The following is a 15,874-nucleotide window of genomic DNA, read 5'->3' as shown; positions in this document are numbered from 1 at the left end:
TTGCGTGCCCGAGTTGGGCATGGATGTGTCAGGTGTTGTCTACACTCGGTATGTGCCCAGCTCAGAGCCATTATGCAAGTGCCATCACGAACAAGCTGCGCACCAGCATTACCGGCGCGGAACCGACTGCTCGCTCTGTGATTGCCCCCGTTATCAGGGGCAGGTATCGCTGTTGTCGAGATTGTGGCCCTGGAAGTAATTCGTCCGGGCAAAAACAATCCTACCGTCCGATCGAGTGCGAAGAACAAACCGATTCGTTAGGATTAGGGGCCTGGATACAGGCAATACGGACAAATGCGGCTCGGGGACCGTCCGACATTCGATCCGGTAGGAGAGGCTACATGTCGAACGATGCAGTGCTGGACAGGCTCGGTACGAGCCTACGAGTCCTCGAACTCGACCCCATCAGCTACCGACCACACCTGATACACAATCACGACCGCATCTGGACCGAAACCAACTGTTATGTCGACCTGTGGATCGAAGTTCTGCACTCGCTCGGTGCAGATCCCACGCCTGCTCTCGCCTTCGTGTTGAGCGCCGGATGTGACGGGCGACAGTGGGACTTCGTGAAGATCGCGCCCGAGGACCTGCGCACCTTGTACGGCATCGGCGTCGCCGAGATGAACGTGTGGCGTCCTGTGCTCGAGCACGTCGTCGAAGGACTGGAAGACGGCATCCACGTCACCGTGGAGGTGGACGGTTTCTGGCTGCCCGATACCGCGGGGACCAGCTATCGCAACCAGCACACCAAGACCACCATCGTGCCGAACCTCGTCGATCGCGACGGCAAGGTGATGGGGTACTTCCACAATCGCGGCTACTTCGAGCTCACCGGGGCCGATTTCGACGGGATCTTCAATCTCGCCCCCGAACCGCACGCCGAGGTGTTGCTGCCGTACGTAGAGCAGATCAAAGTGGACTCCACAGTTCTCGACGCCGGTTTCGGTGACCGTGACCTCGATGTCGCTCGCGCACACCTGGCACGCCGCGCTCCGGGCAACCCGGTCGATGCGCTGGCCCGACGTATCATCGCCGACATCCCGCTGGTGCAGACCGCGGGACCCGACGCCTTCCACCTGTGGTCGTTCGGCCTGCTCCGGCAATTCGGTGCGACGGCAGAACTCGCCGCGAACTACGTGCACTACCTCGAAGGCAGAGGCGTGACGGGTGCCGCCGTGGCAGCTCCGCACTTCCTCGCCGCCGCCTCCGGTGCCAAGGCCGTTCAGTTCCGGATGGCGCGCGCAGCACGTGGCCGGGATGTGGTGCTCGACGAGCCGCTGAACGAGATGAGCAAGAACTGGACAGTAGCCATGGACATCGTTGCAGGTGCATTGGGCACGTGATCGATCTGCTCGACGGCGCTCGGTGGCGGCTGACCCGAACCGACGCCGGTACCGTGCTCGACCCCGCCGACCTACGAGAAGATCGCGACTGGGTCGATGCGGTGGTGCCGGGCACGGTTGCCGCCGCGCTCGGAGACTCGCTCGCAGTGAATCCGGACGATCACGACTGGTGGTTCGTCGCCGACGTCTCCACCGGTGGACATCGTCGGGTGCGAGTGAGATTCGGGGGCATCGCGACCCGTGCCCAGATCTGGATCGATGGCGTCCATCGCAGAACCGTGACGTCGATGTTCGTTCCCGAGACTCTCGATCTGACGGACTGTGGTGACACCGTCACCATCGCCGTCCACATCGAATCGCTTGCAGCGCATCTGAAGTCTCGACGCCCCCGCGGTCGGTGGCGATCGTCGCTGATCGCCGCCCAAGGGCTGCGACACGAGCGGGCGACGATGCTCGGTCGCGCACCCGTGTACGGGCCCCTTCCGGTACCCGTCGGACCGTGGCGTCCGGTGTCGATGACGGTGATCCCCGACGTTCGTCGCGTCGACCTGTCGACGGCGGTATCGGGCACGGACGGCATCGTCGCACTGCGCGCCGACCTGGGTGCTCCAGGGGTGGCTCGAATCATCATCGACGACAACGTGTCTGGAGTTCACACAGTCGAGCTCGGAACCGTCGAGCGCATCGACCGGTCGGTGACGCTGCCCGACGTCGAACTCTGGTGGCCCCACACACACGGCCGACCGCGAACGTATCGCGTCGCGCTCGAGGTGGACGGCACCGTGCATCCCATGGGCGTCGTCGGGTTTCGCACGGTCGATCTGGACCGTACGGCCGGCGGCGCAGTACTGACGGTCAACGGCGAGACCGTCTTCTGCCGCGGAGGAACGTGGACCCCGCTGGACCCGGTGCGGTTGTGGTCGCCGGAGCCCGATCTGCGGGCGGCGCTCGAGCAGCTCCGATCGGCGGGCCTGAACATGGTGCGCGTCGTCGGCACCCTGGTGTACGAGCAGCCCGAATTCTGGTCCCTGTGCGCAGAACTGGGCATCATGGTGTGGCAGGACGTCATGTTCGGCACCATCGACCCGCCCACCGACGACACGTACACCGCGGCGGTCACCCGCGAGCTCGACGCGTTCGCCGACACCGTCTCGGCCAACCCTGCCCTGGTGGTCGTCAGTGGCGGAAGCGAGACTCAGCAGCAACCCACGATGTTGGGGCTCGCAGCCGATGATCAACGAATGGTGATGCTGGACAGCGTCGTACCCGATTTTCTCGCCGATCGTGTACCCGGAGTCGCATACGTGACATCGAGCCCGTCCAGTGTGAGCGGTGAACTGCACACACACGTGGGCGACGGCATCGCGCACTACTTCGGGGTGGGCGGCTACCTCCGACCACTGTCCGATATCCGCACTGCCGGCGTGCGTTTCGCGGCAGAATGCCTGGCCTTCGCAGTTCCCCCGGAACGGGCGCAGGTGGAGAAATTCTTCGGGTCCGCGGCCGTCGCCGGTCACCACCCGGACTGGAAGGCCGCCGTCCCACGGGACCGCGGCTCGTCCTGGGACTTCGAGGACGTGCGAGATCACTACGTACGCACTATCTTCGGCGTCGATCCACACCTGATCCGGCGGGACGACGCAGAGCTGTACCTCGATTACGGTAGGGCGGCGATCGTCGAAGCGTTCACCGAAGCGTTCGCCCACTGGCGTCGAGCATCCTCGGGGTGCGCCGGAGCCCTCGTGCTGACGTTACGAGACATCGTGCCCGGCGCAGGCTGGGGCATCGTCGACACCGCCGGTGTGCCCAAGGCGCCCTTCTACGCGTTGGCGAGGGCAAGCGCTCCGGTGGCACTGCTGTTGTCCGACAACAGACTCGACGGCTATTCGGTGGAATTGATCAACGACGGCCCGGCACGCTCGGGCAGTGTCCGAGTGGTGTTGCACGCCTCTCGCGGCAGTCACGAGTTCGATCGCACGGTGAACGCCCCGGCGAATGGGTCCATCGCACTGACGGTGGATTCCATCGTCGGCACCTTCACCGACATCAACCATGCCTACCGCTTCGGCAGTCGAACCTACGCCGCCGTCACGGTCCTTTTCCTGGACGACAGCGGAGTGGAGGTGACGCGAACCACCACGCTCGTCGGCGCGCAGAGCCGTCAGAACACGGTGGGATTGGTCGCTGATGTTGTCGAAATGACCTCTGGAACATGGGAACTGACTGTCCGGTCCGACTGGCCGGCGCAGTACGTCTGCGTCGACATCGACGGCTTCGAGGTGTCCGACTCGTGGTTCCACTTGGCACCGAACGAACCTCGTACGCTGACTCTCGTCAGTCGTGGCGCGAGTGCACCGCGCGGACATGTGCGCGCGCTGAACTCGGTGGAGCGGGCCTCGGTGGCACCGAAGGTCGTGAGCGGCTTGGGTCATGGACCGAACTCATAATGGGTACGAAGTTTCGTGCACGTGCCGCTAGCGGATCGTGCTGAGTTTCCCTCGGGCATAGCCGATTCCGGCTGCACCGACACTTGCCACCACGGCCATCGCACCCCAGGCGCGCACCGGATTGCCACGCGCAGCGGCGCTGGTCTCCCGGCCGACCGCACGAGGCAAGATCTTGGCGGTATAGGCCCGCTCCGAGGACAGTGCGTCCTCGGCCCCGATCAACCGGGCGATGGCGGCCTTGGACACGCCCTCGGCGTAGCTGCGCGTGATGAGGTAGCGCGGACGAGTGCGGTCTGCACTGACCGTGTGATCGACGACGATCGAAGGATCGAACACGATCTGCGCGTCCGGATGCGTCTGGCGCAGGCGGATGCACAGCTCCGTCTCCTCGCAGCCGAGGGGGACACGTCCGATCCGGCCGATGCCGGAGACGAATCCGCCGAGTGCGACGACGGGCTCACGGCGAAACGACATGTTCGCGCCCATGAGATTGCGGACCTGAGCGGTTTCCGTTGGCTGCCCGCGGTAGGTGCACCCGACGACCCAATCGAGTTCGCCGGGTTCACCCACTACCTCGGCCGGTAAGAAGGCCGGACGCTTGTCCGGCCATACCGGGTATGCAGAGCCCCCAACGGCGTACACGGCATCGTCCGAGTAATGGGACAGAATGGCTCCGAGCCATTCTGTGGTGCGCGGTGAGGCGTCGTCGTCCAAGAAGACGACGATCTCACCGGTCGCAAGATCGAGTGAAGTGTTGCGCGCTCCGGAGAGGCCGCGAGGGTGGTTGTTCTCCACCACGTTCACGGTCCGGTGCAGCGGCGAGAACTCCTCGCGTGCACGTTCGGCCAGTTGCGCATTGTGATCGATGACGATGATCAGCTCGTCGGCAGGCACATCCTGATCGAGGACGGCCGACACGGCGGCCCGGAGTTCGGACCACCGAGCCAACGTGTACGCGCAGATGACTACCGAGGAAGTCGGCAGGCTCACGCCGTCTTCTCGCGGAGTTCGAGAACCTCGTTGTACGACTCCAGAGCCTCGAACTCGAGGTCCATGTCGGTACGGGCGTCGATCGACTCTCGCAACGGGCGAACGATCGACTTGCGCTTGATCCTGCGGGCACGCATGCGCTCGGTCATCAGGGTGCGCAGCACCCGGAAGCCGTCGGAGAAGGTGCGCAGATTGCTCTGGCCGTATATGCGGGCCAGCTCGACGCTCGGCACCTCTTCGATGCGCACAGAGGCCTCGGCGAAGCGGCAGTTGATGATGGTCTCGATCTCGAAACCGTCGCCCCAGAGCATCATGCCCTCGGCACCCGGCTGATCGACGACGGGCAGGTCCAGGACCGGCACCAGATCGCGCCAGAAGGCGTTGTAGCCGTAGCAGAGATCCGAGAAGCGAGTTCCGAAGAGCGTGTTGGCCACGAGGTGAAGGCCACCGTTGCCGGCGCGGCGCAGGGGCGTGATGTCGTGGCTTCCGCCACCCTCGCAGAAGCGGCTGCCCTTGGCGAAGTCGGCACCGGCGATCAAGGCGTCGACGAAGCGCGGGATCTCGGCGGCATCGGCGGAGCCATCGGCGTCGAACATGACGATGATGTCGCCGGTAGCGGCCTCGAACCCGCAGGCGAGCGCGTTGCCCTTGCCCTTGCGGGTCTGCTTGATGATGCGAATATCGCCGCGGATCTCGCGAGCCGCGTCGATGGTGCCGTCGACGGATCCACCGTCGACCAGCACGAGCTCGTAGTCGTGCGAGAGCAGGGGGAGGACGTGACGAAGGTTCGCGGCCTCGTTGAGCGTCGGGATGACGACACTGACGCGGGGATTCTGACGATTCAACATATCCATTCCACATGGGTCGAGTGCGATGGGCAGATGTCTCCGAACTCCGTGAATCGACCCCCGCCGCATCCACAGACAGAGTCCTTATGTTCGTTCCGAACGGTAAGAACCTGTTTCCTTTGACTGAAACCAAGCTTAAAAGAAGCTACGAGTTTGTCAAGCCATAAACAAACCAACTGGGAGATTGTTTGGAGATTCACGTCATAGTTTGTGACGCGATCAACGAGATCGGTACTGGTAGACGATCGTGTTGGTGTCCTGATAACGCACCGACCACGCCGAGGTGGTCGCGAGCCACTGCCGGAAACGGGCGACCGCATCGTCGGCTACGAACCCGTAGTACTGCATCGCCTCGAGCGACTGACGGGTGAGGACCATGTACGTAGGTGTGTCGCTGACCGACGCGTTGTAGTCGATCTCGACGAGCTTCTCGGCCGTCGGGAAACCTGCCATGTACTCGGGGCCCAGCGCGTAGAGCGGGACGTCCCAGTACTCGTTGGCCTCGGTCAGTCGTCCGTACTCCGACGTCGACCGGGCCGGGTAGCCCGAGGAGTACAGCATCGTGATCGCGGTGCCGGATGGCGATTGCATGGCCACTGCTCGGGCGTCGTCGATCTGTTCGCGATGCTCGAGCACGATCGGCCACAGGCCGAAGTAGCTCTGCAAGCCCATCACGGCACAGCCGATGGCTCCGGCCGTAGCGACCGCAACCGAGGTCGCGGTGGTGAGCCTGCGGGCCCGGGACGGCCGATCCTGGGACGGCTTCCTGTCGAACAGTGCCAGGAACAACGGCGTGATCAACAGCACGCAGCCGGGGATCGCGTACAGGTACACCCGGAAGATCGCCTCACCGCCGTAGCTCTGGCCTGCGAGCAGCATGATCGAGCCGAACGCCATGACCATCGGAGCCCAGAACGTCTTCTTGGTGCGCCAGGCGTAGATCGCCGAGACGAACGCCAGCACGAATACCCCGCCGGACAGTGCGCGGCAGACCAGGGACGTGATCTGTTTGCCGAGCACGCCCTCCTCCTCGACGTTGCTCGCGGCGTTCTGCACGGGGTCGAACCCCTGGAAGAGTCCGTACGGTGCCACGATCGGCAGTCGTGGATACAGATATCCCAGCAAGATGATGCCGAGCGGAATCATCAACCACCACGGCTTGGCTCGTCGCGTCACCAGCAGGACACCGGTGACGGCCATCAGCCAGTACGGCGTCAGCTGGTGCGTGGGGACCAGTGCCGCGAACGGAATGATCGACACGTACGCCGCGGACCGGGTGAGCGAAGAGGACATCAACAGCGCCAGGAAGCCCACGGCGAGCAGTACTGCCCACGCCTGCGGTGAGTAGTAGTCCTGGCCTACCCAGTTGATGACCTCGGCGAGCATCGCCGCCGTGATCGCCGCACGTTTGTCGAACTTCATGACCCGCGCCAGCCCGTAGACGGCCGCAGCGAGCACCACGTGGATCATCGGCGCGAACACGTGCGCCAGAGACAGCGTGTCGTATCCGGTGACGTGCTGAAACCAGGCCGAGACGAGGAAGAAGCTGGGCCACTCGCTGTAGATGTCGACGCCGCTCGGAGCCAGCCGGTTCAGATCGAGTACGAACTCGGTGACGGCGACGTGCTTGTACGTCCAGTCGTAGATCGGAGCGGAGGTGACGAGGGTGACGGTGAATCGCTGCACCACGATGGCCAGGCCGATGGCGACCAGCATGGTGCGCAGCTGGTGACGCCGCAACGCGATCAGGAACGCCGCCATGATCAGAACCATGCACAGCACCAGTCCCGGGCCGGTTCCGGCGGTCAACAGTCCGAACTGCGAGTACGTCGCGCGCTCGAGACCCGGCAACAGCGGCAGCCACAGAAAGAACGCCAACGCCAGAATCAGGCCGGCAACGTTGCGTCGCAGCGTCTCGCGGTCGGTCAGGACGAATTTCAGCGATGCGAGGGCGGACGTTCGCGACGACGGAGCGACGACCTCACGTGCCCGCGAGATCCACACCGGCAGGTCGGGACGGCCGTGCTTGCGGTACCAGAGCACCGACGAGCCGATCAGAGCCAGACACAGCCATAACGTCCACATCCGGGGTGACCAGCGGTATCCCCACATCGCCACCGACACCATCAGTGTCACCACCGAGATACTCAGAATCGGCAGGGCAGCAGGAACCGCGGTGCGCGGGATGCGCACCCACGACAGGATCGCGGCGCCAGGTCCGAAGAACAGCAGAACCGTGAGAAGTGCGACGCGAACCAGCGTCGGCAGCGCGATCATCGAGGCCAGGCCGGACAATGCGGCGAGAACACTGATGTCGGAGTAGCGCAATCGGCTACCCGCGCGCCGCCGCGTGCCTGCAGCGGAGTCGGTGGTGCTCACGGGCCAGTCGACGGTCCAGTCGGACGGGACGAACAGCTTGTGCCGCAGGTCCGCGATGGACCTGAATCCGGAATCAGTCGAGGACCGGCTCACGGCTCACCCCCGCCAGAGGAGTGCGCTCGCGACCTTCGCGCCTGCTGCGCCTGATGGCCGCGGGGCCCTTGGCGATGGACAGCAATTCCATCCGGCCGATGCCATCGGGCAGATCGGCAGCAAGATCGTCGGGAGGCGACGCGACCTTGCTCATCTTGGCCGACAGCCGAATTGCGCTGCCGAGTCGGCGGACGGCCACCGTGGCGGCCAGCGTCGCAGATCTGCGGTTCGTGGCGACGGTGTACAGCCAGGCACCGAGGCCGAGTCCGTACCCGCGCGCCTGGACTGCCAGTGCCTCGGAATCGGCGCGGTGCCGGTGCCACACGATGGCCGCGGGCTCGTACACCAGCTTGTCGCCCGCCATCAGTACTCGGAAGAACATGTCGAGGTCCTCGCCGCCGTTGGTCGGGGAGCCGACTCCCAACGCCTCGTCGAATCCTCCCAGATCGAACATCCTTCCGCGGTCGACCGCGAAATTGGCCCCGGTTCCGTACATCCCGACCTGGAACGGAAACAGCGGCACATCGGCCGGAGGATTCTTCAGGTCGTAGACCCGAGGCGTCACCGAACTCGCCCACCCGACGCGGCGATCGAAGTAGGCCTGCGCCTGAGTTCGGATCTCCCCACTCGGCACGATGCCGGACACACACGTGACCCGATCGGTCCGCCCGAAGCCGCGCGCGATGCTGCGCAACCACCTCGCGTCGACGGCGACGTCGTCGTCGGTGAAGGCGACGATGTCGTGTCGCGCGGCCCGCAACCCTGTGTTTCTGGCTCTCGACAGGCCCGCCGTCGGCTCGGACACGACGCGAACTCGGGGGTCGCCCAGCCCACGAACGTACTGCTGGGTGGCATCGGTCGGGGACGCATTGTCGACGACGACCACCTCGAAGTCGGGGTAGTCCAGAGCGGACACCGACGCGAGCGCGCCCTTCAGATGGTCGACTCGGTCGCGAGTGCAGATCACCACGGTGATCGGCGGCAGCGCTCGATCGGGGTCGGGCAGAGCGTCGGGCATCGAAACCTGCGCGAGCGACATCGCCGCCCTTCGCGCATCTTCTGCCGCGACAGCGCCGTCGACGACATCGAGCTCGACGAAGCCGAGTGGGTCGAGTCCGCGTCGGATCAACAGCCGGGCACGGCGGTAACCGTCGGAATCGTCGAGGGCGAGAGACTCCGGAAGATCCTGCTCCAGGTCGATGTCACCGATCCACACGGCACCGTCCCATTCGGGAGACTGGAGTCTGGGGAGCGCGGGAGGTAACACGGGGAGGGTCCTTTCGGGGTGACACGTACGGGCAGGTAGAGCGCGGTCTCAGTCGGCGCGATACCGCACCCAGTCGACCGTCATGGTCGCCGGGAACGGCGTGGAGTTGTCGGTGGGACCGGGCCAGTCGCCGGCAACGGCGACGTTGAACAGCAGGAAGAACGGCTTGTCGAAGACCCAGTATTCATCGCCGCCGGTCAGGTCGTCCGGAGTGACGGTAGCCAAGGTCGTGCCGTCGATGCCGGTGGTCACGCGACCCGGCGAACGCTCGACCCAGTAGGTGTGGAAGTTCTCGGACAGCGGCTCCGGCGGAATCCCGCCCGCGTCCACCTTCTGGCTCGTCAACGAATCGGGTTGGGGGGCATGAATTCCGGTGTGGTACTGGTCGGCCTGGTTCAGCGTCTCCATGATGTCGATCTCGCCTGACAGCGGCCAGCCGACGGAGTCCAGGTCGGTACCGAGCATCCAGAACGCCGGGTGCAGTCCGGCTCCGGCTGGCATCTTGATCCGAGCTTCGATGCGGCCGTAGGTGAACTCGAACTTGTCCTTGGTGGTCACTCGGGCCGAGGTGTATCCGTCACCGTTGCGCATGGCCTTGATGACCATGTTGCCCTGGCCGTCGAGAGACGAGTTCTCGGTCGAATCGGTGTAGTCCTGCTTCTCGTTGTTGCCCCAACCGGTCCGGCCGACATCGTGACCCCACCGGTCGTTCGCCATCGCATCGCCCGCCGTCCCCGAGAAGTCGTCGTAGACGGTGAATCCGGGCTTGGCGGCCGCAGTGTTGGACGCCGACGTCGTCGACCTCGCGTCGACGGTGCCCTGTGCGGTGGAGTCGGGATCGGTGTCGGCTCCGTCCGAGCGCTGCGACAGCCCGTACACGGTGCCGGTGACGACCAGACCCAGCACGACGAGGAACGCCAGAACCGACGGCCGGCGCCGTCGTGGAGGCTCGACGATGAGCCCGGTTCCGGGTAGCCGCGAAACCTCGACGGTCCCCGCTCCGGACTCTCGGCTCGATGCGGCGTGACGACTCACGCGGTCTCGTCGACGTTCTTCGGTACTCGCGTCGCGTTGAACTGCGAGACCGACAGCACGACTATGCCCACGAGCAGTGCGTAGGTGGCGATGCGTTCCATGGAACCGATGCCGAGACCGAACTCGTGACCGCTCATGTAGGCGAAGTAACCCGCCAGGCCGACGGCTCCCAGTGCGGTCACCACGATGCGGATGCTGCGTCGCAGACTGCGATGTCCGCCTGCGATGACGAGGCCGAAATTGCCGAAGACGAAGAACGCGGTGGCACCGAACGAATGGATCGGGTAGTTCACTCCCTGGTTGACCACTCCTGCGGTGATGGCACCCGCGCCTGCGACGATGAAGAACGACGCAGCCCTGCCGTCGATCCGGCGGACGATGTACCAGGATCCGCCCACCGCCGCGATCGCCACACCGAACAGCACCATCGAGGCGTTGAGCAGAACGTAGAGCTGGCTGCACGGCCAGTTGCCGGTGGGCCCGCAGAAGGGAACGCCGAGCTCGCTGATGTAGTTGTTCCGGTAGCTGTAGAGCCCCCGCCACGTGGCCGAGACGATGTACTCGACGAGGACGAACTGCACCACCGACAACCCGGCCCAACGAGCGACATGGGCAACGAAGCCCGATCGCACCGGTGCCGGCACGACGGTGCTCGACGGTGGCCGGTTCGCTCCGGGTTTCGTGGGACGTTTCGCTTCGGTGGTCATGCAGTCTTCTCCTGAGGGGCCAGCAATGCGAGGGGGTTCGCTGCTACGAGATCGAGTGCGGCTTGCACGGTGTGGCTGTCGAAAACATTGTCGTGGAACGACGCCGAGACGAACACGACCGAACCGATGGTCTCCATCGTGATCATCACCGACTCCGGTAGGACCGGATCGGCGATCACGAAGAAGGCGCGGTCGGCCGGCTCGGCAACCCAGGAGACCTGCTCCAACTGCCTCACTCTACCGAGATCGGAGTACATGAGCTGGACCTTCGGTTCCACCGGGACCCGGTCGCCGAACACCCCGGAGACGGCCTTGTGTTCACGCTTGTACTTGATGGTGCTGATCGTCGCCGATGCGATGGGACGGCCCTTGGCGATGGCACCGGACAGTGCCCCGTGCACCTCCCCGGCCGAGGTGGGATCGATGTCGGAGAAGCGGATGCCGGCAGCGAAGTTGCCGAGCACGACCGTCGACGGCGGAAGGTAGCGGCGGCAGTCGAACAGAAATGCTGCGGAACGATCGATCGAAAACGACGTGCGCGCGAACGCCGCGGCGACGGCCGCGCACATCACCGCGCTGACACTCGCGCCGGGCAGGTGGGACTCCCGCCACCGCCGGATCGCATCGGTGGTGCCCGCCTGCGTCACCACGGTGGCCACCGCAGCTGACGGTGCCCACGGCCGAAATGCCGTCGGCGATGCGGTGTCGGGGGCGGCAACCATGGTTGTGGATTCGGGGTTCGTGCCGGGGCGGACGCGGTCGTAGATCGTGTCTACGACTTTCCTGGGATTTCGAACGACCCAGCGCAGCAGTGCTTTTCGGAGAGGATGACCGTCGACGGCACTGTCTGCCCACGCCGGAAGCGGTGCTTCGGGACGTGCGTCGGCCAAGTACGCGAACAGGTCGACCGGCAACAGGGCGTCGCCGAGACCGTGATTGAGATCGAGGAACAGGTAACGACCGGCAAGGCGAATCCGAACAGGAATTTCGGGCACGGACGCGTGCGAGAACTCGGTGAGTTCCTTGGCCAACTGCTCGTGGCCGACGGCGGGTCCCTCGACGATGTGCTCGAGTACCCGCTCCGGCTCGTAGACCCAGCCCGCCGAAGACTGGTCGGCGCGCAGCCCGAGCCGCGTCGCAGGACCGATCGAGGCCAGTGCGAGTACCCGGCTCTGCACCCGTGCAAGATTGCCGAAGTCGGCGGGTCCCAGCACGGTCACAATGCGCGAATCGGACCGGAGCATGTCCAACGAACTGGCGCGATAGGTCTGAGTCATGGTGCCGTCCTGTGTTGAGCGTGGACCGGAATACGACGCGGTGACGGTTCGTCGAGCTGCGGCGGACCGTCCTGTGGCTCGCGGCGAGGCGGTTCACGGTGTCGAGGTTCAGCGTGTCGGGGCTCGCCGTTGCGAGGCTCTCGATGACGCGATCGAGGCGGACGTGCGTCGCTGTCGTCGATCGGCCCGCGTGGTCCGGGGGAGCCCGACGGGTCCTGGTCGTCACCGGACTCGCCGTTGCGGCCTGCGGACATCTCGCGGATCCAGCGAACGAGCGGCACGATCAGCACGACGGCACCGAACGCCTCCGCGGCGAGGTACGCCCAGCCGACGGCCGCGATACCCATCGACGACGACAGTGCCACCGAGCCGCCGATGATGATCGAGGTGGCCACCACCTGCACGATCACGGCCAGTCTCATACGTCGACGTACACGAGCCAAACCGTCGTACAGGGAACCGACGACGGAGAGCGGGATGGTCAGCGCGGCCAACTGCACGATGATGGTGCCCTGATCGCGGTAGCCCTGGCCGATGAGTCCGAGACCGAACGGCGCAACGAACGCCAGGAAGATCGACCCACCCACCGCGACGATGCACACCAGGGTCATGAACCTCTTCGTCAGGCGGTGAAACTGTTCGGGGTGGGCGGCGACCTCGGCCACGTACGGTCCGATCAACACACTGATCAGAATGTAGAGGGCGCTGACGATCGACCAGGTGAGGGAGAAGTACGCGTTCTCCTCGGCACCGAGGGTGGCGACGACGATCATCGGAACGAGCAGCGGAGCGAGCGAGCCGAGCGCTGTGATGCCGTACGCCGAACCGAAGTAGGCCCACATCTCGCGCCTGGGCGGCAGATCCGGCTTGCCGGCGTACCGCTGTTCGGTGCGGACGTTCTTCATTATCGCGCGCAGGACGAAGATCGACGCCACGACGGCGGGCACCGCCCAGGCCGAGATGATCGAGGTACTTCGCTCGGTCGAGAAGAGCGCCAACAGCAACACGAACTTGAGGACGGCGTGGAAGACGTTCTTGGCGGCCGCCCAGCGTGCGACGCCCAGGCCGGAAGAGGTCTGATCCTGCAGTGCGAACACCGCGAGCACCGCGACGAAGAACGGGAACGACACGATTTCAGCGGTGTTGGTGAACATCTCGTCCACCGGCGCAACCAGCAGGAAACCGCCGCCGAGCACGAATGCGAATGCAGTGACGGTGAGGTACCCGCGCACGATGAACGACTTGGCCAACCGGCCCGAGATCGGGAGGAAGCGCTCGTACATCGAACCGAGGCTCAGATTGGACAGAGTCGAGAGCATCACCGCAGAGGTGATGACCGCCGACGCGCTGCCCACCTCGGCCACGGGATAGAGCCGACCGGCCGCGGCCCAGAACAGCAGGCCGAGTGCGCCGGTGATGGCCGTCGAGAGCATCAGGGCCATCGAATTGAGCGCGAGGTTGCGATCGGAGGCCTTCGATCCCGGTCCCGTCTCGGGTACCGAATGCTCGACGGGGTCGGCAGCGACGGCGACCGGAGAAACATCGACCGAGTGCACGGCATTGTGCCGAGGCACGGTCTGTACCGGCATCGTCGGGCTGTTCATCAGGCCCAGGTCGAACCGAGCAGGTTCGACCGGATACCACCGAAGTTGTTCGAGCTGTTCGTGTTTGGGTGGCAGGATCCTGGGAGCGCGGTGCTTCACAATCGAACCTTCCCCACCGGCACGGGAGGCGACGGTGCGGCGATCTCGATATCGAAGGCAGCGGAAGCGGCCGCCACCAGTTCGGCTCGCACGTTCTCTCGCAGATCGCGACCGTAGAGCGAGTGATCACCGGACTCGAAGGAGGTGACGGTCGGCACGGACGACCGGCGCTGGAGCCGGCGTATTCCCTCTGGGCCCCGATTGGTCTCGAACCAGGCGGTGTCGCTAGGGGAGAGCAGAACTCGCGTCTGCACCCGGCGGTCGCTGAGAATGCGCAACGAGATCTCGGGAACCTGGATCAGGCCGCGCCGCCCGAGCCAGATCCACAGCGCATACGGAATCCGCGGCTGCAGTGCATTCTTGGTCCGCACACCCCAGTGGTGCAGGCGGTCGAGTGCGCGGGCCTTCAGTCCGGTTTCCTCGATGTGCATCGAGGAACGCTTGACGAATTCGAGACGACGAGTGGTCCAGTCCAGGGTGTTGAGCAGTACTGCGGCACGAACCCCCAGTTCCCGGGCGGCGAAGCTGGAATACCATGAGCCGGAGCACATTCCGGCCACCAGGACGTTGTCCGGGGTGGTCCCCGACTGCTGGACGGCGGTGAGTGCGTCCTCGTTGCCATCGTCGCTGTAGAGCCGGGTCAACTCCCCGTCGCCGACGGTGCCGCTCTCACCGGTGCCGCGTCGATCGAAGCGAACCGTCGATACCCCGAATCGAGGCAGGAGCCGCGCCAGTTCGACCCACATGCGAACGGGACCGACGCGGTGCTCGTTGGCGGTGGGGTAGAAAACCACTGTCGGTCCGCCGGGCAGGCACTGATCAGAGGACGACCGAATCGCGAAAAGCTTTTGCGCGCCCAGATATTCGATGGTCTCGTGGATTCCGTCGACCACGAACGCCGAGCGACGCTGCAGCTCGACTTCGCTTGTGGGCTCGACGGGGAACTTCGATGCCGTCCACGTCGCGAGGTAGGCGATGTCGGACGTTGGAATGATGACCTCGAAATCGCTCGGCTCGAGGAAGTCGTCGTGAGCGGACAACGTGTGCTCCTCGGCCGCGAGAGTCTCGACGAGCCTGCGTACCGGCTTCGTATCGCCTCGTTCGGCGCGCGTGGCGACCAGCACCGGCGCGTCGATTTTCGTCTTCGCCGCATCGAGCGCGGAGAAGCCCGCGGCCGAATCGGGATGCAGCACGGCACCGATGATCGACACCCTGGGATCGGTGTCGGAGTCGGTGGTGACGCTCACCGAATACAGTGCGCGCTGCTCGTGCAGATACGACCGTCCTTTGACGACCGGATCCCACAGCGTCATCGCGGTGAGCGGCCCGCACTCGGCGGCGGCCGAACACGCCAACAAGGCGCCGACGCGCAGACCGACGAGGCCGACCTCGCTCACACCGCAACCGCGAACATAGTCGACGGCCTCGACGATGCTCCGCCGCCAGTGTTCGACCGCGCCGGGCTGATCCTGATCACCCCACGAATCGCCGGTGCCGCGGTAGTCGAACCGCAGCACCAGAAGTCCCTGCGCACTGAGCTTCTGCGCGAGCAGGGTCATGCCGCGATACGAATCGACCTGCTCTTTTCCGAGCGGCGGGCATAGAACGACACCGCCGCGCGCCCGACCGCCGGACGGCACATGGACGGTGCCGAACAGCGGCGAGTCGGACGGGCCGAACCACATCGGATACTTGCCGCCCGCCGTACGCGAAGAGGACTCGGCGGGAACTGAGCCGATGCGCCGGGGAGCGGTGCGGGAACTGTTCACAGATTTGGTCCTT

General features: G+C 65.1%; 11 protein-coding genes. 2 read left to right on the top strand and 9 right to left on the bottom strand.

What is annotated here, in order from left to right; translation table 11 throughout:
* Nucleotides 1–341: 341 nt before the first annotated feature.
* On the top strand, nucleotides 342–1,346 hold the full coding sequence (locus R4P57_RS17270; protein ID WP_317804036.1) for a DUF1839 family protein: 1,005 nt from the start codon (nucleotides 342–344) through the stop codon (nucleotides 1,344–1,346).
* Nucleotides 1,343–3,793, top strand: a complete 2,451-nt coding sequence (locus R4P57_RS17265) for a glycoside hydrolase family 2 protein (RefSeq protein ID WP_317804035.1) — start codon at nucleotides 1,343–1,345, stop codon at nucleotides 3,791–3,793. The genes R4P57_RS17270 and R4P57_RS17265 overlap by 4 nt, the downstream gene beginning before the upstream one ends.
* Nucleotides 3,794–3,820: 27 nt before the next feature.
* Here the strand turns inward: R4P57_RS17265 and R4P57_RS17260 are convergent, their stop codons facing one another.
* The 9 genes from R4P57_RS17260 to R4P57_RS17220 all read right to left on the bottom strand — a co-directional run bounded on the left by R4P57_RS17260 (nucleotide 3,821) and on the right by R4P57_RS17220 (nucleotide 15,861).
* The gene (locus tag R4P57_RS17260) at nucleotides 3,821–4,783 is read right to left on the bottom strand and encodes a glycosyltransferase family 2 protein (RefSeq protein WP_317804034.1); all 963 of its coding nucleotides are present in this window, start codon (nucleotides 4,781–4,783) and stop codon (nucleotides 3,821–3,823) included.
* Nucleotides 4,780–5,637 carry a glycosyltransferase family 2 protein gene (locus R4P57_RS17255; protein WP_094613278.1) on the bottom strand — a complete coding sequence of 286 codons (858 nt, stop codon included), beginning with the start codon at nucleotides 5,635–5,637 and terminating at the stop codon, nucleotides 4,780–4,782. Before R4P57_RS17255 ends, R4P57_RS17260 begins: the two co-directional genes overlap by 4 nt.
* A 213-nt stretch (nucleotides 5,638–5,850) precedes the next feature.
* Complete coding sequence (locus R4P57_RS17250; protein WP_317804033.1) at nucleotides 5,851–8,103, bottom strand: hypothetical protein; 2,253 nt, start codon at nucleotides 8,101–8,103, stop codon at nucleotides 5,851–5,853.
* Nucleotides 8,084–9,370 (bottom strand): glycosyltransferase family 2 protein, encoded by a 1,287-nt coding sequence (locus R4P57_RS17245; RefSeq protein WP_317804032.1) that lies wholly within the window; start codon nucleotides 9,368–9,370, stop codon nucleotides 8,084–8,086. The genes R4P57_RS17250 and R4P57_RS17245 overlap by 20 nt, the downstream gene beginning before the upstream one ends.
* A gap of 48 nt (nucleotides 9,371–9,418) precedes the next feature.
* On the bottom strand, nucleotides 9,419–10,405 hold the full coding sequence (locus R4P57_RS17240) for a glycoside hydrolase family 16 protein (RefSeq protein WP_317804031.1): 987 nt from the start codon (nucleotides 10,403–10,405) through the stop codon (nucleotides 9,419–9,421).
* Nucleotides 10,402–11,112, bottom strand: coding sequence for a DUF998 domain-containing protein (locus tag R4P57_RS17235; RefSeq protein WP_317804030.1), 711 nt, complete (start codon nucleotides 11,110–11,112; stop codon nucleotides 10,402–10,404). The genes R4P57_RS17240 and R4P57_RS17235 overlap by 4 nt, the downstream gene beginning before the upstream one ends.
* Entirely contained in the window at nucleotides 11,109–12,389 is a 1,281-nt protein-coding gene (locus tag R4P57_RS17230) for a hypothetical protein (RefSeq protein WP_317804029.1), read from the bottom strand. Before R4P57_RS17230 ends, R4P57_RS17235 begins: the two co-directional genes overlap by 4 nt.
* The gene (locus R4P57_RS17225; RefSeq protein ID WP_317804028.1) at nucleotides 12,386–14,092 is read right to left on the bottom strand and encodes a lipopolysaccharide biosynthesis protein; all 1,707 of its coding nucleotides are present in this window, start codon (nucleotides 14,090–14,092) and stop codon (nucleotides 12,386–12,388) included. The genes R4P57_RS17230 and R4P57_RS17225 overlap by 4 nt, the downstream gene beginning before the upstream one ends.
* The gene (locus R4P57_RS17220; protein WP_317804027.1) at nucleotides 14,089–15,861 is read right to left on the bottom strand and encodes an alpha/beta fold hydrolase; all 1,773 of its coding nucleotides are present in this window, start codon (nucleotides 15,859–15,861) and stop codon (nucleotides 14,089–14,091) included. Before R4P57_RS17220 ends, R4P57_RS17225 begins: the two co-directional genes overlap by 4 nt.
* Nucleotides 15,862–15,874: the final 13 nt, after the last annotated feature.

The organism is Rhodococcus sp. IEGM 1330 (genome assembly GCF_033142445.1).
GTDB lineage: Bacteria > Actinomycetota > Actinomycetes > Mycobacteriales > Mycobacteriaceae > Rhodococcoides.
The sequence above is the reverse complement of the archived record's forward strand: the minus strand, read 5'-3'. Positions and strand labels throughout refer to the sequence as shown.

Excerpts from the sequence above, each read along its gene's own strand:
- R4P57_RS17270 (WP_317804036.1), top strand. The coding sequence starts at position 342 with ATGTCGAACGATGCAGTGCTGGACAGGCTCGGTACGAGCCTACGAGTC.
- R4P57_RS17255 (WP_094613278.1), bottom strand. The coding sequence starts at position 5,637 with ATGGATATGTTGAATCGTCAGAATCCCCGCGTCAGTGTCGTCATCCCG.
- R4P57_RS17235 (WP_317804030.1), bottom strand. The coding sequence starts at position 11,112 with ATGACCACCGAAGCGAAACGTCCCACGAAACCCGGAGCGAACCGGCCA.
- R4P57_RS17230 (WP_317804029.1), bottom strand. The coding sequence starts at position 12,389 with ATGACTCAGACCTATCGCGCCAGTTCGTTGGACATGCTCCGGTCCGAT.